We start from the raw sequence: 18,723 nt of genomic DNA, 5'->3' as shown, positions 1-18,723 counted from the left end.
TACACCTAGCTCTGGCCGGGAGCGGCCGGAACCCTGTCTACCTCGTCCTCACTGGAGGCCCCCTCCGCACCCGTGTCGGACGCTCCCTCGGCGCCCTCCTCCGAAGCGTCGATCCGGGTGCGGCGCAGCAGCCAGAGCACGGCCAGCCCGGTGGCGACGAGCAGCACCGCGCCGAAGGCGTACCCGGTCCGCACGGCCGTGGTGAAGGCGTCGAAGGCAGCGTCCAGGAGCGGCCCCGCCTGGTCCGCCGGGAGTCCGTCGGCGACGCCCAAGGCCCCGCCCACGCTCTCCCCGGCGCGTTCCAGCGCGGACGCGGGGACCTCCTCCAGCCCGGCGCCGTCAAGTCCGCGCCGGTAGACCACCGCCGCCATACTGCCCAGGAGAGCCACGCTGACCGCTCCGCCCAGGCCGCCCGCGACGTCGGACATCGCCGCCGCGGACCCGGCCCGGCTCACCGGAGCGCTCACCATGATGAGGTTCATGCCGAGGGTGAAGAGCGGGCCGAGGGCCAACGCCATGACGGTGGCCGCCGCGATCAGCGCGAGAGCGCCGGTGCGACCCGCCATGAGCGCGAGCGCCCCGCCGCCGACCGCGGCCAGGAGCAGACCCCCGCCCATGGCGACGGAGGGCCGCATCCAGCGGGTGAGCAGGGGCGCGGCCAGCCCGCTGGCGATGGAGACGAGCGCGGGCACCACCATCAGAACCCCCGTCTCGGCGGGAGAGAGCCCGAGGTCGGTCTGGAGGTACTGCACCAGCAGTATGTCGGCGCCGCCGTAGGCCAGGAGCATGAGCATCAGCGCGCCGAGGGAGACCGTGAAGGCGGGGGTCGCGAAGAGCCGCATGTCCAGGAGGGGGTCGGGCAGGCGCAGCTGCCTGCGCACGAACAGCGTGCCCAGGGCCAGCCCGGCCGCGACCGGGAGGAGGTAGGGCCACACGGTGGAACCGGCGGAGGCGCGGTCGGCGATCTCCTGGAGGCCGAAGACCACGCTGATGATCGCCGCCATGGACAGCAGGACGCTGGGCAGGTCCACGCTCCCCTCGGTCTCCTCGCGGTGTCCGGGCAGCAGGAGCGCGGCCGCCACCAGCAGCAGCGCGGCGACCGGGACGTTGATCAGGAAGACGGCGCCCCAGGAGAAGTGTTCGAGGAGGACCCCGCCCAGGGGCGGCCCCAGCGCCATCCCGCCGGAGAAGGAGCTCATGACCACCGCGACCGCCACCGAGAACTGGCGGGAGTCGGCGAAGATGACGCGGAGCAGCCCGAAGACGCTGGGCGACATCGTGGCGGCCGCCGCGCCCATGAGGGCGCGCATCGCGATGAGGACCTCCGGGGTGGGGGCGAACGCCGCGACCAGGGAGGCCAGTCCGTAGACGGTCACGCCCGCCATGAGCAGGCGTCGGCGCCCGACCCGGCTGCCCAGCCAGCCCATGGTGAGGACGAGACTGACCCCCATGAACTCCCCGGCGTGCAGGACCCACAGCATCTGGGTGCTGCCCGGCGCGAGATCGGCGGCGATCGCGGGCAGTGCCATGAACAGGACGGACATGTCGGTGGCGACCATGAGCAGCGGGAGCGTCATGACGGCGAGCGCCAGCCACTCACGCCAGGTGGCGCGTCCGGGGGTTGTGGTGTTCACGGTCTCCTCCGAGGTGGGGCGGCAGTGCCGCCGACCCTAGGACCTCAACCTTTGTTGACATCAAGTCCGTGGCGCCCGGACCGGGGTTGAGGCCCCCGCCCGCCGGGTAGTCCCACCTGTGTCCGAGCAGGTCAGGGCGGCCGCGCCCCGAGGGTGCGCGGCGTTCTCGAAGGGACGAACCATGGGCGTCGAACGCGGGCTCACCGGGCTCCGCAACATCCTGGACGGACTCCGGTTCCCCGTGACCCGGGACGCGGCGGTCGACGCGGCGCTGGAGGCGCGCGCCGACGAGGAGATCGTGAGCGCCCTGCGGGCCATGCCGGACGCGGAGTACAACGAGCCCAAGGAGATTCTGGGCGCCGTCCCGCTCCCCGAGCGCGAGCCGCGTTCGCACACCGAGTCGGCGCGGGCCCGGGAGCGCGACGGGAACTGAACGTGCGCCCCCCGGAAGCACCGCGAACACCGGACGGGCACACACGGACCGGCACAGAACCGCAGGTCACGGGCTCCCCACACTGAGGCCAACCCCTCAAAGGGGACTCCCCAGTGCATTCCGGACAGAGGTTAGGTTAGGCTCTCCTTCATCCCTGGAAGCTGGAGGAGAACCACCATGAAGTCCCCCGTCCGCCCCGTCACGGCGCTCTCGCTCGTCCTCGCGTCCTCCCTGGTCATCGCGGGTTGCTCCGCCGACCCGAAGGAGTCCGACGACTCCGCGGCCGCCGCCGGGGGCGCCACGATCGACGTCGAGGACAACAACGGTACCCAGACGGTGAACTCTCCTCCCGCCTCGGTGGTCGCCCTCGACAACCGCACCTTCGAGACCCTCTCCGACTGGGACGTCGAACTCTCCGCCGCCGCCGTGTCGCTCATGCCCGACACCATCGGCTACACCCAGGACGACTCGATCATCGACATCGGCACGCACAACGAGCCCGACCTCGAGGCGATCGTCGCCGCCGAACCCGACCTCGTCGTCAACGGCCAGCGGTTCACCCAGCACGCCGAGTCCATCGCCTCCCTGGTGCCCGACGCCACCATCCTCGACCTCGACCCGCGCGAGGGCGAGCCCTTCGACACCGAACTCAAGCGCCAGACCACCGTGCTCGGCGAGGTCTTCGACAAGCAGGACGAGGCCGCACAGCTCGTCGACGACCTCGACTCCGCCGTCGAGCGGGTCAAGGAGGCCTACGACGACGGCGACACCGTCATGGCCGTCACCACCTCCGGCGGCGAGATCGGCTACCTCGCCCCCGGCGTCGGCCGCACCCTCGGCCCCGTCTTCGACCTCCTCGAACTCACCCCGGCGCTGGAGGTGGACGGCGCCAGCGACGACCACCAGGGCGACGACATCTCCGTCGAGGCCATCGCCGACTCCGACCCCGACTGGATTCTCGTGATGGACCGCGACGCCGCCGTCGCCGCCGACGAGGCCGGATACGAGACCGCCGAGAACATCCTGTCGAGCTCCGAGGCGCTCTCCGGCGTGTCCGCCGTCAAGGACGAGCAGATCGTCTTCATGCCCGCCGACACCTACACCAACGAGGGCATCCAGACCTACACCGAGTTCCTCAACGCGTTCGCGGACGCGCTGGAGGCCCGGGCTTGATCCCGCTCTCCCCCGCGGCACGCGCCGACGCCTCCGGGCCCGTCGGCGCGTGCCCGCGCGCAGACCGCCGTCGCGCCGGAGGTGACCGGACGTGACGCCCGCGACCCCGTCCCCGTCGCGCACGCGCAAGGGACGGCTGTTCGACTGGAAGCTGCTCATCGGCGTCGCCGTCGTGGCGGCCCTGCTCGCACTGTCCCTCGCCACCGGCGTGTACGACGTCCGCGGCGCCGAGGACGGCCGCGAGATGTTCGCGATCACCCGTGTGCCGCGCACCCTCGCACTGGTCCTGGCGGGCGCCGCCATGGCCATGTCCGGGCTGGTCATGCAGCTGCTGACGCAGAACCGCTTCGTCGAGCCGACCACCACCGGCACCACCGAGTGGGCGGGCCTGGGCCTGCTCACCGTCATGATCCTGATGCCCGGGGCGAGCATCGGCACCCGCATGGGCGGAGCGATCGTCGCCGCCTTCATCGGCACGATGGTGTTCTTCCTCTTCCTGCGCCGCGTCACCCTGCGCTCCTCGCTGATCGTCCCGATCGTGGGCATCATGCTCGGCGCCGTCGTCAGCTCGGTGTCGACCTTCGTCGCGCTCCAGACCGACATGCTTCAGAACCTCGGTGTGTGGTTCGCGGGCAGCTTCACCTCGGTGCTTCGCGGCCAGTACGAACCCCTGTGGATCGTGGCCGTGGTGGCCGTCGCCGTGTTCGTCGTCGCCGACCGGTTCACCGTCGCCGGGCTGGGCGAGGAGATCTCCACCAACGTCGGCCTGAACCACAACCGGGTCGTCCTGCTGGGCACCACCCTCATCGCGGTGGCCACCGGCGTGGTGACCGTGGTGGTGGGCAACCTGCCCTTCCTCGGGCTCATCGTGCCCAACGTCGTGTCGATGTTCCGCGGCGACGACCTGCGCGGGAACCTGCCGTGGGTGTGCCTGTTGGGCATCGGCATCGTCACGGTGTGCGACCTGGTCGGCCGGACCATCATCATGCCCTTCGAGGTGCCCGTGTCCCTCATCCTCGGGGTCGTCGGCGCCGTCGTCTTCGTCCTTCTCCTGTTGAGGCAGCGCCGCCGTGGCTGAGTCGTCCGCTCCCCAAGTGAGCCCCTCCCCCGAACCCCCGACCCCGGCGTCCGCGCCCCGCGTGACCCCTCCCCTCCCCGGGCCGCCCGCCCGCGCGGGTGAACCGTCCCGGGAGGGCCGCGAACGCACCTCCCGCACCCTGCCCACCCCGCGTGCCCGCCGCCGCTACCTGATCATCGTCACGGTGCTCTCGCTCCTCGCGGTCGGTTTCGCCTTCGGCCTGCTGGCCTGGGACAACCCCATGCCCGTGGGCTCGGACGGGTTCTGGCGCATCGCCGAGCTGCGTGCCACCAACGTGCTGGTCATGGCCGTGGTGGCGGTCTGCCAGGCCGTCGCCACGGTGAGCTTCCAGACCGTGACCAACAACCGCATCATCACCCCGTCGATCATGGGGTTCGAGGCGCTCTACGTCGCGATCCAGACCACCGCCGTGTACGTCCTGGGCGTCGCGGGCGTCCTCGCCGTCACGGGGCTCTCCCAGTTCGTCCTCCAGATCGCTTTGATGGTCGGCTTCGCGATGCTGCTGTACGGCTGGCTGCTGTCCGGCCGGTACGGCAACCTCCAGGTGATGCTGCTGATCGGCATCATCATCGGCGGCGGCCTGGCGTCGGTCTCCACGTTCATGCAGCGCCTGCTCACCCCGAGCGAGTTCGACGTGCTGGCCGCCCGCCTGTTCGGCAACGTGTCCAACGCCGACGCCTCGTACCTGCCGGTGGCGGTCCCGCTGTGCCTGGGCGCCGCGGCCCTGCTGGTAGTGGGCTCGCGGCGGCTGAACATCGTCGCGCTGGGCCGCGACGCCAGCACCGGGCTCGGGCTGAACCACCGCCGCGAGACCATGCGGGTGCTGTTCCTGGTGTCCGTGCTCATGGCGGTCTCCACCTCTCTCGTGGGACCGATGACCTTCCTCGGCTTCCTCGTGGCGACCCTGGCCTACCAGTTCGCCGACACCCACGACCACCGCCACGTCTTCCCCGTCGCCGTGCTGACCTGCTTCGTGGTCCTCAGCGGCGCCTACTTCGTCATGCGGAACCTCTTCTACGCCAACGGGGTGGTCTCGATCATCATCGAGTTCGTCGGCGGCCTCGTGTTCCTCTTCGTCATCCTCAGAAAGGGCCGGCTGTGATCACCCTCAAGGGCGTCCGCAAGGAGTACGGGAGCGAGGTCACGATCGGCCCCGTGGACCTGGAGATCCCCCGGGGCGGCGTGACCGCGCTCGTGGGCCCCAACGGCGCCGGCAAGTCGACCCTGCTCACCATGGTGGGGCGGCTCCTGGGGCTCGACGCGGGCACGGTCGAGATCGCCGGGCACGACGTCACCCGGACCCCTTCCAAGGAACTGGCCAAGATCGTCTCGGTCCTGCGCCAGGAGAACCACTTCGTCACCCGGCTGACGGTGCGCCAGCTCGTGGCGTTCGGCCGCTTCCCCCACTCCAGGGGGCGGCTGACGGTGGCCGACGAGGAGGTGGTGAGCCGCGCGATCGACTTCCTCGACCTCACCGACCTGGAGAACCGCTACCTCGACCAGCTCTCCGGCGGCCAGCGCCAGCGCGCCTACGTCGCCATGGTGCTGTGCCAGGAGACCGAGTACGTGCTGCTCGACGAACCGCTGAACAACCTCGACATGCGCCACTCGGTGCAGATGATGAAGCACCTGCGCCGGGCGGCGGCCGAACTCGACCGCACCATCGTGATCGTGCTGCACGACATCAACTTCGCGGGCCACTACGCGGACCACATCTGCGCCGTGAAGGACGGCTCGGTGGTGGAGTTCGGCCCGCCGGAGCGGATCATGACCGACGAGGTCCTGACCCGGGTCTTCGACACCCCGGTGACCGTCGTCGACGGCCCCAACGGACCGCTCGCCGTCTACTACTGACCGGTGGCCGATACTGGGTCGATGCGCACCCCTCCGGCCGAAGTGAACCTCACCCCCGACCTCGTCCGCCAGCTCCTGCGCCGACAGCACCCGGACCTGGCGGACCTGGCCGTCACCCCGGTCTCCCACGGCTGGGACAACTCCCTGTTCACCCTGGGCGCGGACCTGTGCGTGCGCATGCCCCGCCGGGAGGCGGCCGCCCGGCTCGTCGTGAACGAGCAGCGCTGGCTCCCGGAGATCGCCGAACGCGTCGGCGTGCCCGTCCCGGTCCCGGTACGGGTGGGCCGCCCCGACCGCGGATACCCCTGGCACTGGTCGGTGACCCCGTGGTTCGAGGGCCGCACCGCCGCCGAGGTACCGGTGGACGAACGCTCCGACCTGGTCGAACCCCTCGCGTCGTTCTTCTCACGGCTGCACGTGCCCGCCCCGGACGACGCCCCCCGCAACGAGGTGCGCGGGGTTCCCCTGCGTGTGCGCGACGCCCGTGTGCGCGAGCGCCTGGCCACCGGTACCCACCCCCGCGCCGACGCACTGCTCGCCCTGTGGGAGGAGCTGCTCCCCACCCCCGAACGGACCGGCCCTGCGGTGTGGCTGCACGGCGACCCGCACCCCGCGAACCTGTTGGTGGGCACGGCCGAACACACCCGCGCCGAGGGCCGCCTCGACCTGGTCGCCGTCCTCGACTTCGGCGACCTCACCTCCGGCGACCCGGCCTGCGACCTCGCCGTCGCCTGGCTGGCCTTCGGCCCCCGCGACCGCGCCCGCCTACGCGCCGAACTGGACCGCCGGAGCGGGGTCGACGTCCCCACCTGGGACCGCGCCCGCGCCTGGGCGCTGCTCTACTCGACCCTGCTGTGCGCCAGCGCCCCGGAGCACCCGGTCCTCGGCGCCATCGGCGAGCACACGGTCACCCAGCTGCTGGACGCCTAGGTACAGGTTCCGTTTGGCTACGGTGGCCCTGGCCCCATGGACACCCCAGCCGCGCGTCACTCCGCCACCGGCTCCGCATCAGGTGCCACCGGGGCGGCGACGCGTCAGGTGGAATGTCGTAGTCGGGTGTGAACATGGGTTCCCGGCCACCCACCCGAGGAGAGCCCATGTCCTTCCAGGCCTATCTGGACACCATCGAGGAGAAGACCGGTCTGGTCCCCCGTGCCCTGGTGGACCTCGCCAAGGAGAAGGGGTACGACGCCCCCTCCGTGAAGGCGGGCACCATCGTCACCTGGCTGGCCGACGACTACGGCCTGGGCCGGGGACACGCGATGGCCCTGGTGCACGTGATCAAGAAGGGGCCCACGATCGACGCCAAGCACGTGGGCACCACCGGCAGCCACCGGGACGCCACCACCGAACTCTGGCTCAACGGGAAGGCGACCGACCCGAACCGGGCGTGACCGGCCCGTGGGTCCCTCGCACCGGGTACGCGCGGACACGCGTCGGCGGCCCCGCTCGGCGGTCGCGAGGGACCCACGGGGCGGCCCGGTACGCGCGATCGACGATCAGTGCCCCGCCCCCACCGGGCCAGGCCCGTCAGGGCGTGACGATCGCGAAGTCCGGGTCGGGCTCGTCCAGCACCCCCATGACCCGCCGGACGGCCTCCAGGTCGCCGTCGTGGTCGAGGCCGTCCGTGTCCCCGTGCGCCAGCAGGCCCAGAAACCGGGGCTTGGTCAACCGCAGGGTGAGATCGGCGTCTCCCGCGACCTCCCCCCTCACCGGCCAGTGCACGAACACCCCGTTGGACATCTCGGTCCGGTAGGACTCCCCCAGGTCGGTCAGGGTCCAGTCGATGACCATCGACAGGGCGGCCGCCCTCGGGCCGTCCACCCGGATGGAGACCGTGTCGAACAGCTGGGTCACGGTGAGCATGGCCGCCATGCTCGACGCCGCCAGTCCGGTGTGCGCCACGCCCTCACGCAGCTCCCGGGCCCCGGTCAGGTAGCAGTTGCGCCAGGTCGCGTTCTCCGCGCCCTCGCCCAGCCGCCGGAACACCGACGCGAGCAGATCCCGGGCCCCCTCGTGCGACGGGTCCGCGAACACCGCGTGCCGCAACAGCTGCGCGGCGAACCGGGTGTCCCCCTCGTCCGCGTACGCGCGCGCCCTGGCCACCACCGCGTCGGTCCCGCCGATGGTGTCCACGTACCGGCGCGCGCTCTCCTCCGGCGGGTGCTCCCACAGGGTGGCGGGGTTGCCGTCGTACCAGCCCAGGTAGCGCTGGTAGACCGCCTTCACGTTGTGGGACAGCGAACCGTAGTAGCCCCGTGTGTTCCAGGCGGCCGCCAGGCCCTCGGACAGCCGCAGTTCCTCCGCGATCTCCGGGCCGGTGAGGCCCTTGTTGAGCAGGCGCAGCGTCTGGTCGTGCAGGTACGCGTACAGGTCGCGCTGCTCCGAGAGGAACCCCACGATCCGGTCACGCCCCCAGGTCGGCCAGTGGTGCGAGGCGAACAGCACGTCCGCGCGGTCCGCGTACAGCTGGACCGCCTCGTTGAGGTAGCGCGACCAGATCCGCGCGTCGCGCACCACCGCGCCGCGCAGGGTGAGCACGTTGTGCATGGTGTGGGTGGCGTTCTCGGCCATGCACAGCGCGCGGTGGTCGGGCAGCAGGAAGTTCATCTCCGAGGGCGCCTCGGTACCCGGTGTCATCTGGAAGACGAACCGGACCCCGTCCACCGTCTCCTCCTGCCCGGTGCGGGCCACGTCGACGGTCGGCGGCACCAGGCCGGGCGTCCCCGTGGACACCGCCGACCCCAGACCCACGCCGACCGCCCCGTCCGGCCCCACCCCCAGGTTCGCGCCCGAGTAGTACATACCGCGCCGCAGCATGGCGGGGCCCGCGTACACGTTCTCCACCACGGAGTGCTCCAGGAAGCCCTCCGGCGCGAGGATGGGCACGCCGTCCCGTTCGGGGTCGAGCACCCCGAGGGCGCCGCCGAAGTGGTCGATGTGCGAGTGCGTGTAGACCAGCCCCGTCACGGGGCGCTCGCCCCGGTGCTCCCGGTACAGGGCCAGGGCGGCCGTAGCGGTCTCCGCCGAGACGAGGGGGTCGACGACCACCACGCCGCGCCCGCCCTCGATCAGCGTCATGTTCGACAGGTCCAGGCCGCGCACCTGGTAGACCCCGGCGGTGACCTCGTACAGTCCCTGCTTGGCGCACAGCCGGGCCTGGCGCCACAGGCTCGGGTGGACGGAGTCGGGGCGCTCGCCCTCCAGGAACCCGAACGCGTCACCGTCCCACACGACACGGCCCCGGTCGTCACGCACCACCCCCGGGACCAGCGCGCCGACGAACCCCCGGTCGGCGTCCTCGAAGTCGGTTCCGTCCGCGTACCCGGGCTCTGCCATGGCCGTCCCTCCGTCGGAGCACACCGGTCGGGCCGGGCAGGCCCACCCCCATGCTCGTCACCGGCCGCCCAACGGGGGCCCGGCCGCACGTTAACTCCGCGTCATCTTCCGGTACCGGTGGAGGGAGGGCCTCACCCCTCGCGGGGGGATTCTCCGTCGGTGAAGGTGAGGTCGGTGAGGTCGGTGGGGTCGGTGAGGTCGGTGGGGTCGGTGGGGTCGGTGGCGGCGGGACCGTCGCCCGCGTCGGCGACCACCACGACCGTCCCCGCCGAGCCGTCGACCCGGAGCAGGTCGCCGGTCCGGATCGCGGTGGTGGCGTCCCGCACGCAGATCACCGCCGGAATCCCGTACTCGCGGGCGACCGTGGGGCCGTGCGCGATCGGCGAACCCGTCTCGGAGACCAGCCCTGCGGCGGTCATGAACAGCGGCGTCCAGCCCGGGTCGGTGGTGGGCGCCACGAGGATCTCCCCGGGCTCGACCCTGGCTCCGGACGGGTCCAGGACCACCCGGGCGCGTCCCTCGGCCCGCCCCGGAGCCGCCGGTGTCCCCGGTAGCCCGCCCGGTTCCACGGCCGGGGACGGCAACGCGGCCGCCGCGTCCGTGCCATCGGTCAGTAGGGTCCCCGGCACCGTGCGCCGACGCCGCTCCCGCAGGTGGAGGTGGCGACGCTCGGCGACCAGGGACCGCCGGTCGACGCAGCCGTCCACCGTCGACCGGACCTCGTCCAGGTCCAGGAAGAAGACGTCGTCGGCCGTCTCCAGCAGTCCGAGGCCCGCCAGGTCGGCTCCAACCAGGAGCACCTGGCGGCGCATCTCCGCGAACGGCACCAGCCACGCGAACTTGCCGTACTCCCGCAGTCCCGCGAGTTCGCGGGAACGGCTCATGAGGAAGGCGGCGACGGCACCGCGCACCGGACGGCGCCGCAGGGCGCGGGGGACCAGTTCGGCGAGCGCCGCCCCGGCGGCGGCCCCGGCCCGCTCGAACCTGCGGTCCGGTGCCTGTTCGGGGTCGTCCAGGCGCAGGTAGTTGGCGACCGACGCGAACACGGGCGCCGGGTTCTCGCGCCACCGGGGCACACCGATGTCCACCTCGGCGGCCGCCCTGTGCCCGTAGGCGTCCAGGAAGGCGGCCAACCCGACCTCCGGCAGCTCCCCGCGCAGGTACCGGGCGGCGAGTTCCTCCGGAGGTGTGCGGGTGAACAGGTCCCCGTGGGCGCGGGCGCGCTCGGCGATCCGCCACAGGGCCAGGTCCATCTCGGTGGTGACGTTGTGGGGCAGGCCGCCCAGGACGGTGTCGGTCTCCTCCCTGGTGGCGACCCCGCGCAGCAGTGCCGCCGGGGCCGTGCCGGTGACGATCCCGGCGAAGACCGGGCCGATCACCCGGGTCAGGTCCCGGCCGAGCATCGCGTCGAGGGCCCGCCCCGTGACCCAGTCCAGCCGTGACGCCGACCCGGCTCCGGCGCCCGGGCCGCGCAGGGCGCGCAGACGGGCCACGGCGGCCTGTGCTCGGGCGCGCGCGGCCCGGGGGCGGGCCAGCGCGTGGCCGACCCCGAACACGGCCGAGGGCAGGAGCGCGGCGGCCACGCGGAGCCCGGTCGACGCGGGGAACGGCAGCCCGGGGCGGGGGGCGAACCGCGGATCGTCGAGCAGGTGCTCCACCGCCGCGCGCGCCCGGGGCCCGTACACGTCCATGGCCTGGGGCAGCCTCCCCCGGAGCGGGGAGCTGCGCAGGAACGCGGACAGGTCGACGAACAACCGGCCTCCCACACCCACCATGAGGGGGTCGGGGTCGGCGTCGCCGGTGGCGAACCCGACCGACCCCCACCAGCGGGTCCACATCCTCTGGAGCATGGCCAGCCCGAGCGGGGTGAAGGGGCGCAACATGCCCTGCATGTGCCCGACCTCCATGTAGAAGCGGGGCAGGTCGGGCAGGTCCTGCGGCGGGAGCGGGAAGAGGGTGGTGACCGGCCGGGACTGGAGCAGCCACAGGACGCCGTCGCGGTCGTGGACCCACTCGACGTCCTGCGGGGAGCCGAAGAGCCCCTGGAGGCGCCGTCCGGCGGCGGCCAGCTCGACGACCTGCCCCGGTGCGAGACAGCCCCCGGCTCCGTCCACGAGCCGACCGTCGTCGACCGCGTAGTGGTCGGGTTCGACCGACCCGTCCACGACCGCGCCGCCCGGGCCGCGCACCGCGTCGACCACGGTGCGCGACCGGGAGCCGGTGAGCGGGTCGGCGGTGAACATGACCCCGGCGGTGTCCGCGTCCACCATGCGCTGCACCACCACCGCCATGCGCACATCGGCCCGGTCGAGGCCGTTGGCCCGCCGGTAGGCGACGGCGCGTTCGTTGTCGAGCGAGGCCCAGCAGCGGCGGACGGCGTCCACGACGGCGTCCGCGCCCTCGACGTCGAGGTAGGTGTCCTGCTGTCCTGCGAAGCTGGCCTCGGGGAGGTCCTCCGCGGTCGCGCTGGAACGCACCGCGACCCTGCCAGCGCCCAGAGCCTCGTAGGCCCGGGTGATCGGCTCGGCGGGCACCGTCCCGGACGCGTGCGCGGCGGTGGTGACGCAGAAGCCGGGGGGCACGCGCTCCCCAGCCGCGACCATCTCCCCGAGGTTGGCCGCCTTGCCCCCCACGAGATCCCCCATGCCACGGCGGACCCCGTCCAGTCCCACGACGCTCCGTACGTCCATGGCCGCGCCCTCCCGTGAGGCCGTCTGGTCGCGGGTCCGAACCGGTGCCGGGCGGGCCCGCCACAGGAGAGTCTTCCCCGGTCAGGGCCGCGCCACCCACCCACGCTACGAGGCGGCGGGCCCGCTCGGGGAACGCGCGGGACCCGGTTTCCCCTGCCACGGCCCGGGGCTGCGCTCCCAGGGCACGTCCACCCATCACAAGCCGTCGATCTTCCGACGCCCCATCGAAGGTGGCCTCACGGAACTGGAGGGCTATCCGAGGTCAGCCTTCTCTGCCAGGATGTCGTGACCCCCAGCCCGCAACAGAACCTTGAGAGGACGTCGATGGTCGCACCACCGTCGTCGAACGCGCCAGCCGAGAACGCGGCGTGGTGGAAGCGCCTCACGCACGAACAGCGCGAACGCCACCTCAGGCAGGACCCGGCCGAGGTCGGCACCCGCGACGGACTTCCGTCGCGGGTGCGCGACCGAGCCAACCGCACCATCCTCGACGCCTACCTCCGGGACAACCCGGAAGACACGAGCGCGATGGTGCTGCACTCCCAGGTCAACACCCCCGCGAACGACCGGCCCCTGCTGTTGAACTACCAGCCCCCGCCCCGGGTGGGGGACACCAGGGGACTGGCCGTCGTCTCGGTGGGCGACCCGGACACGGCCCGGCAGACCGCGGTCTTCGTACCGGGAACGCGGTCCAACATCTCGAGCGGACCCCACATCGCCCGGGGGATCAGCAGGGTCCGCCGTCTGCGGGAGGAGGCGGACCTGCTGACGAACGACGGGAACACGGCGGGCGTCTTCTGGCTCGGATGCAAGATGCCGGACAAGTTCCTCACCCAGGCGGCCAACAAGTCCTTCGCCAACGCGGGGTACCCGGTGCTGAGGAACTTCCTCTTCGGCCTGCGCGCAGCCCGCCGCAAGGGAGACCCCGGACGAACGACCGTCATCGGCTACAGCTACGGCTCCATCGTGGTCGCCAGGGCCGCCGCCACCACACAGGGCCGTTTTCCGGCGGACGCCATCGTCTTCGAGGGCAGCACCGGCCTGGGAGGTGTCAAGCACGCGAGCGAGCTCAACGTCGACCCCGCGGAGGTCTACGTCCAGGCATCGAACAGGGACAGGGTCGTCGGAGTCCCGTCCCTGGTCCACGGAGCCAATCCGATGGCCGAGGAGTTCGGCGCGCGAGTCCTGGAGACCGGAAGCCACGGACACGACGGGTACTGGGACGACGCGGTGTCCCGTTCCGGCAAGGTGAACGTGATCTGCGGCCTCCACTCCAGGCTGGAACCCCCCGGGCGCGAACTGACTCCCGGAAAGCCCGACCGCGCACCGAAGCCACGGCTCTCGAAGGAGACGAATGTGGGAAAGGCGGTGACAGCGATCCAAAGGGCCATCCGGGGGAAGGGAACACCTGGTGAGGGAGCGCCGCTCCTCCCCCTCCCATCGAATCGGGCGGAACCGTCCTTGTGAACGACCAGACCGCTCAGGAAGCACAGGAAAGAGGAAACCGTGGACACCAAGGCCAAACCGGAGGCCGTGGAACTGACGATGGAGCGGGCTTCCTCGCTCACTGACCTTCTCCCCGCCCCCCTCGTCTTCCGGGGAGCCGACGCCGCCGTGTCCGACTCCCCGCCCCCCGGCACGGAAGCCGGGGAGGTGTACACCGCCACGGCACGCTATGTCTGCGCGGTGGGTCCGAACCGGGTGAACGACTCGCTCAGGAAGCTGCACTCCGACTGGCGGGCGCGCGGGTGGGAGAGCTCCATACGCGCGTTCGACGGGGGCGGCGAAGTCACGGTCCGCACCCCCGACGGGTTCTCGTACTTCGTGACAGTTCGTGCCGACCACCGGAGTCTGGCGGTGATGGTGGACTCGCCCCTGTACCGGGACCCGGCCCCGGACACCCTCTTCACCCCGCTCAGGCCCGGCTGAGGCCCGCGCACCCCGCCCCGAGAGGTCAGGCGATCTCGCGCACCAGGGCGCGCACCCGCTCGGGGAACTCGTACGGCGCCAGGTGCCCCGCGCCCTCCAGTACGCGCGGTTCGGTGTCGAGGAACCGGCGGGCCGGGCCGTGCAGGCGCGCCGGGGAGAAGAACACGTCGTCCGACCCGGTGACCACCATGACGCCGTGCCCCTGCCAGGCCAGCAGCGACTCGGTGGGCAGCGGACCGGGTGCGAGACTCGTCCGGCAGTACCTGCCGACCATCGTCATCCACGACGCGAACGGGTGGGACGGGTAGCGCAGGTCCGGTCCGCTCATGAAGTTGAGCAGCCGGGTGCTCTTGTCGTCGCGCGGGCCGATCATCCACGGCAGTGTCACGCGCATGAGCTCCGGCGGCGTGGCGGCGCTGGTCAGACCGGCCGGGTTGACCAGCACCATCCCTCTGACCTGGTCGCGGGGTCTGGCCGCCAGGGCGACCGCCGCGCCCAGGGAGTGCCCGAGGACCACCACCGGGCGGTCCACCAGCTCGGGGAGCACCTCGTCGAACCACCGGCCGTACGCCTGCGCGCGGTGCCCCCGGGGCCGCAGCCCGCAGCTGAGACCGGGCTGCCCGGGCAGGTCCACGAGGTAGACGTCCCGCTCCTCCGTCATGTCCGAGACCGGCGAGGCCATGAGAGCGCTGTTGAAGTTGGTGCCGCTGAGCACCACCACCGGAGTGCCGGGGCCGCCGGGCATCCGGAAGGCGCGGGTGGGGCCGATCGACGTGGGGATCTCCGGCAGGAAGACCAGGTCCGGGTACTCGTCGAGCCGCTCCCGGCACCAGTCGCGAACGGTCCGCTCCGCTGACTCGGAACGGTAGACGCGAGCTCCGTGGAGCGTGGTCTCCGGCATGGTCACACCTGGTTTCGGATAGGGATCGCCGCCTCGCCGACCAGTCTTCCCGGCACACCAGACCCGCACTCTACGCCCGTGTACCGGTTCGGCCAACCGGACCGGCCGAACACCCCGGCACGCCCGCACGCGACGGGTGCGTGGGCCGGGCCCCCAACCCGCACCCCAGCGACGTTAGCGCTGTTCAGGGGATAGAGTGACCCCAGCGCCCAGGGGCCGCTGGCGGTCTCCGAATTCTGGAGAACCTGACCGAAACTGGACAGACGGTCCACCATAGGCGAACATGGGCGCGGCGCCACACGCGCCACAGGTGTGCCGGGAAGACTGGTCGGCGAGTCCCACAAGCAACCCATCTGCCCGGAGCACACCCCGATGAGCATCGACCCCGTCCGGCCCTCACCCTCGTACAACCCGGTGAGCCGCCTGGCCAACCTCCTCCGCAGCGACACGGTCGCCGGTTTCCTGCTGATCCTCGCGGCCGTCACCGCGCTGGTCTGGATCAACTCTCCTCTCGGCGAGGTCTACGAACGGCTCCGAGGCGTCACCTTCGGCCCCGAGGCCCTGCACCTCAACCTGTCGCTGGAGACCTGGGCCGCCGACGCCCTGCTCGCGGTCTTCTTCTTCGTGGTCGGCAACGAGCTCAAACAGGAGTTCGTCCACGGCGAGCTGCGCGACCCCCGCCGGGCCATGCTCCCGATCGTCGCCGCCGTCTGCGGCATGGTTGTCCCCGCCGGCATCTACGCGATCGTCAACCTGAACTCCCCGGAGACCCTCCAGGGCTGGGGTATCCCCATGGCTACCGACATCGCGTTCGCCGTGGCGATCCTCGCGGTGGTCGGGCGCGGCCTGCCCCCGGCCCTGCGCACCTTCCTGCTGACCCTCGCGATCGTGGACGACCTCGGCGCGGTCATCGTCATCGCGGTCTTCTACACCGCGAGCATCAGCTTCCTGCCGCTGTTCGGCGCCGCCCTGGGCGTCGCGTTCTTCGGCTACCTCCAGCGCGGCAAGGGCCTGGCCGCCAAGCTCAACGCGTCCGTCGTCCCCAACTGGGTCGTCTACGTGCCGCTGGCCGCCCTCATCTGGGTACTCACCCACGAGAGCGGCGTGCACGCCACCATCGCCGGTGTGGCCATGGGCCTGATGATGCGCACCACCAAGCACGAGGGCGAGGTCGAAAGCCCCAGCCACGGCACCGAGCACGTCCTGCGCCCGTGGTCGGCCGGACTGGCCCTGCCGATCTTCGCGTTCTTCTCCGCCGGTGTGGTCTTCGACGGCGTGGACGCGGTCTTCACCGACCCCGCCGGGCTCGGCATCATCGCGGGCCTGTTCGTCGGCAAGATGGTCGGTATCACCGGCGGTTCGTGGCTGACCACCAAGCTCACCCGCGCCGAACTCAACCCGGACCTGAAGTGGATCGACATCTTCGGGATGTCGCAGCTGGCCGGGATCGGCTTCACGGTGTCGCTGCTGATCACCGAGCTCAGCTTCGCCGGGTCCCCCGAGCACCTCGCCCACGCGAAGGCGGGCGTGCTGATCGCCTCGCTGATCGCGGCCCTGACGGCCACCGTCGTCCTCGGCCTGCGTTCGCGCCACTACCGCGCCCTCGCGGCCCAGGCGCCCGCGAAACAGGACTGACCCGCCAGGGGGGCACCCCCCGAAGCGTGACCCGGAGGGGCCCCATCCGCGCGAGCGGACGCCGGGGCCCCTCGTCATACGACGCCCCTCGCGGTTCGAGCTCCCTCTCCGTACGGTGCCCAGTGCCACAGGGGCGCGGTCTCGGCCAGCCGGGAGGCCGTGTGCTAGGTTCGTGAGGTTGCGGTCGTGCTGCCCGGGTACTCCGGGTAACCACCACGGTGACGTTCCCAGAGCCGGTCTTCTGGCAGTCGTTCTCCGACAGGCACCGGTTCGCCCGCCACGACCCCCGTTCCTTCGGGTGAGCCGTGGATATCGAAGTAGTTTCCCCCACACACGTTCGGTGTCACTCACCAAAGCGCTGTCGTGGACTTCCGACCCGGCCTCAGTCGTCGGCGAAAGGTCATCTGTGAACCATCCCCGTGCCAACGCACGTCGTGACCGCTCCACCACCTCCGGCCAGGGTTCCCGTGGCGGCTCCGGCTCCTACGGTCGCCCCCGCCCGCGCCGCTCCTTCGACGGCCCCCGACGCGGCGGCGGCCACCAGGGCCGTCCCGGCGGCGGCTCGCGCTTCTCGGGCGGCGAGTTCGCCCTCCCCAAGACCGTCGTGCCGGGCCTCGACCCGGTCGACGACTTCCAGGCGCTGGACATGCCCGACGCCCTCAAGGAGACGCTGACCCGCCAGGGTCTGACCACGCCCTCCACGATCCAGGCGGCCACCCTGCCCAACTCGCTGGCCGGTCGGGACGTCCTGGGCCGCAGCCAGACCGGCTCCGGCAAGACCCTCGCCTTCGGCCTGGCCCTGCTGGCCCGGCTCAACGGCCGCAGCGCCGAGGAGCGGCACCCGCTGGCCGTGGTGCTGGCGCCGACCCGCGAACTCGCCCAGCAGGTCACCGACTCCCTCACGCCCTACGCCCGCTCGGTTCGGGTGCGCATGGCGACCGTGGTGGGCGGCATGCCCATCCACCGCCAGGCGCGCTCCCTGCGCCAGGGCGTGGAACTGGTCGTGGCCACCCCCGGCCGCCTGCGCGACCTCATGGAGCGCGGTGACTGCGTCCTGGACCAGGTCGAGGCCGTGGTGCTCGACGAGGCCGACCAGATGACCGACATGGGCTTCATGCCGCAGGTCACCGCGATCCTGGAGCAGGTCCCCGCCGACGGACAGCGCCTGCTGTTCTCGGCCACCCTGGACCGGAACGTGGACCAGCTGGTGCGCCGCTTCCTCAAGGACCCGGTCGTGCACTCGGTCGACCCGTCCGAAGGGGCGGTCTCCACCATGGAGCACCACCTCCTGCACGTGTCGCACGCGGACAAGCAGGCCACGGCCACCGCGATCGCCGCCCGTGACGGCCAGGTCATCATGTTCCTGGACACCAAGCACGCGGTGGACCGCATGGCCCAGCACCTGCTGGCCAGCGGCGTCCGGGCGGCCCCGCTGCACGGCGGCCGCTCCCAGCCGCAGCGCACCCGCACCCTCAAGCAGTTCAAGGAGGGCACGGTGACCGCGCTGATCGCCACGAACGTCGCCGCGCGCGGCATCCACGTGGACGGGCTGGACCTGGTCGTGAACATCGACCCGCCCACCGACCACAAGGACTACCTGCACCGGGGCGGCCGCACGGCCCGCGCGGGCGAGTCCGGCAACGTGGTCACGCTCGTGACGCCCAACCAGCGGCGTGACATGAGCCGTCTGATGTACCGGGCCCGGATCGAACCGCAGATCGCGCAGGTCGAGCACTCCGAGGACCCGGAGCTGGCCCGCGTGACCGGCGCCCGCACCCCGTCCGGCGTGCCGGTGACCCTGCCCGCCGAGCCGCGCCGGGAGAACCGCCAGCGCGGCCCGCGCGGCCCGCGTGGTGGCCAGGGCGGCCAGCGCGGCGGCTACGGCGGCCCGCGTTCGGGCGGTTCGTCCCGCCCGCGCCGCCCCCGTCGCGCCGCGCAGGACTAGGGCCTGTTTTGTGGATCATTCCGCCCGCCCGTCGCCCTCCACCACCCTCAAGGGACGCCTGGCGGCGCGGTGTTCTCACGGTGCCAGGCTG

General features: G+C 72.0%; 15 protein-coding genes. 11 read left to right on the top strand and 4 right to left on the bottom strand.

The window, feature by feature from the left end:
- Nucleotides 1-5: 5 nt before the first annotated feature.
- The gene (locus ACFYL4_RS22245) at nucleotides 6-1,577 is read right to left on the bottom strand and encodes an MFS transporter (RefSeq protein ID WP_387520787.1); all 1,572 of its coding nucleotides are present in this window, start codon (nucleotides 1,575-1,577) and stop codon (nucleotides 6-8) included.
- A 238-nt stretch (nucleotides 1,578-1,815) separates the two neighbouring features.
- Between ACFYL4_RS22245 and ACFYL4_RS22240 the strand changes: the two genes are divergently transcribed.
- The 7 genes from ACFYL4_RS22240 (at nucleotide 1,816) to ACFYL4_RS22210 (ending at nucleotide 7,587) form a co-directional block, all read left to right on the top strand.
- Nucleotides 1,816-2,067, top strand: a complete 252-nt coding sequence (locus ACFYL4_RS22240) for a DUF2795 domain-containing protein (RefSeq protein ID WP_357763756.1) — start codon at nucleotides 1,816-1,818, stop codon at nucleotides 2,065-2,067.
- Nucleotides 2,068-2,244: 177 nt separating this feature from the next.
- Nucleotides 2,245-3,240, top strand: a complete 996-nt coding sequence (locus ACFYL4_RS22235; protein WP_387520581.1) for a siderophore ABC transporter substrate-binding protein — start codon at nucleotides 2,245-2,247, stop codon at nucleotides 3,238-3,240.
- A gap of 91 nt (nucleotides 3,241-3,331) precedes the next feature.
- Complete coding sequence (locus tag ACFYL4_RS22230) at nucleotides 3,332-4,318, top strand: ABC transporter permease (RefSeq protein WP_387520580.1); 987 nt, start codon at nucleotides 3,332-3,334, stop codon at nucleotides 4,316-4,318.
- Nucleotides 4,319-4,379: 61 nt separating this feature from the next.
- Nucleotides 4,380-5,441: an iron chelate uptake ABC transporter family permease subunit gene (locus ACFYL4_RS22225; RefSeq protein ID WP_387520578.1), complete on the top strand. Its 1,062-nt coding sequence runs from the start codon at nucleotides 4,380-4,382 to the stop codon at nucleotides 5,439-5,441.
- The gene (locus ACFYL4_RS22220; protein WP_387520576.1) at nucleotides 5,438-6,193 is read left to right on the top strand and encodes an ABC transporter ATP-binding protein; all 756 of its coding nucleotides are present in this window, start codon (nucleotides 5,438-5,440) and stop codon (nucleotides 6,191-6,193) included. Before ACFYL4_RS22225 ends, ACFYL4_RS22220 begins: the two co-directional genes overlap by 4 nt.
- Nucleotides 6,194-6,214: 21 nt before the next feature.
- Complete coding sequence (locus tag ACFYL4_RS22215) at nucleotides 6,215-7,123, top strand: aminoglycoside phosphotransferase family protein (RefSeq protein ID WP_357763767.1); 909 nt, start codon at nucleotides 6,215-6,217, stop codon at nucleotides 7,121-7,123.
- Between the two features lie 167 nt (nucleotides 7,124-7,290).
- Nucleotides 7,291-7,587, top strand: a complete 297-nt coding sequence (locus ACFYL4_RS22210; RefSeq protein WP_387520574.1) for a DUF4287 domain-containing protein — start codon at nucleotides 7,291-7,293, stop codon at nucleotides 7,585-7,587.
- A gap of 136 nt (nucleotides 7,588-7,723) precedes the next feature.
- Here the strand turns inward: ACFYL4_RS22210 and ACFYL4_RS22205 are convergent, their stop codons facing one another.
- Both ACFYL4_RS22205 and ACFYL4_RS22200 read right to left on the bottom strand, forming a co-directional pair.
- On the bottom strand, nucleotides 7,724-9,532 hold the full coding sequence (locus ACFYL4_RS22205) for an alkyl/aryl-sulfatase (RefSeq protein WP_387520572.1): 1,809 nt from the start codon (nucleotides 9,530-9,532) through the stop codon (nucleotides 7,724-7,726).
- Between the two features lie 131 nt (nucleotides 9,533-9,663).
- The gene (locus ACFYL4_RS22200; protein WP_387520570.1) at nucleotides 9,664-12,222 is read right to left on the bottom strand and encodes a PEP/pyruvate-binding domain-containing protein; all 2,559 of its coding nucleotides are present in this window, start codon (nucleotides 12,220-12,222) and stop codon (nucleotides 9,664-9,666) included.
- 324 nt (nucleotides 12,223-12,546) lie between these two features.
- Between ACFYL4_RS22200 and ACFYL4_RS22195 the strand changes: the two genes are divergently transcribed.
- Together ACFYL4_RS22195 and ACFYL4_RS22190 are read left to right on the top strand one after the other, a co-directional pair.
- Nucleotides 12,547-13,689 (top strand): alpha/beta hydrolase, encoded by a 1,143-nt coding sequence (locus ACFYL4_RS22195; RefSeq protein ID WP_387520567.1) that lies wholly within the window; start codon nucleotides 12,547-12,549, stop codon nucleotides 13,687-13,689.
- A gap of 39 nt (nucleotides 13,690-13,728) precedes the next feature.
- Nucleotides 13,729-14,151, top strand: a complete 423-nt coding sequence (locus ACFYL4_RS22190; protein ID WP_387520565.1) for a hypothetical protein — start codon at nucleotides 13,729-13,731, stop codon at nucleotides 14,149-14,151.
- A 25-nt stretch (nucleotides 14,152-14,176) separates the two neighbouring features.
- On the opposite strand, the gene ACFYL4_RS22185 is transcribed toward ACFYL4_RS22190, so the two are convergent.
- The gene (locus tag ACFYL4_RS22185) at nucleotides 14,177-15,052 is read right to left on the bottom strand and encodes an alpha/beta fold hydrolase (RefSeq protein WP_387520562.1); all 876 of its coding nucleotides are present in this window, start codon (nucleotides 15,050-15,052) and stop codon (nucleotides 14,177-14,179) included.
- 372 nt (nucleotides 15,053-15,424) lie between these two features.
- On the opposite strand from ACFYL4_RS22185, the gene nhaA reads away from it, so the two are divergent.
- Both nhaA and ACFYL4_RS22175 read left to right on the top strand, forming a co-directional pair.
- On the top strand, nucleotides 15,425-16,687 hold the full coding sequence (gene nhaA, locus ACFYL4_RS22180; protein ID WP_357763784.1) for a Na+/H+ antiporter NhaA: 1,263 nt from the start codon (nucleotides 15,425-15,427) through the stop codon (nucleotides 16,685-16,687).
- A gap of 406 nt (nucleotides 16,688-17,093) precedes the next feature.
- Nucleotides 17,094-18,632, top strand: coding sequence for a DEAD/DEAH box helicase (locus ACFYL4_RS22175; RefSeq protein ID WP_387520559.1), 1,539 nt, complete (start codon nucleotides 17,094-17,096; stop codon nucleotides 18,630-18,632).
- Nucleotides 18,633-18,723: the final 91 nt, after the last annotated feature.

Source organism: Nocardiopsis sp. NPDC006938 (genome assembly GCF_042869555.1).
Lineage (GTDB): Bacteria > Actinomycetota > Actinomycetes > Streptosporangiales > Streptosporangiaceae > Nocardiopsis.
Note: the sequence above shows the minus strand (reverse complement) of the source record. Positions and strands in the feature narration are given on the sequence as shown.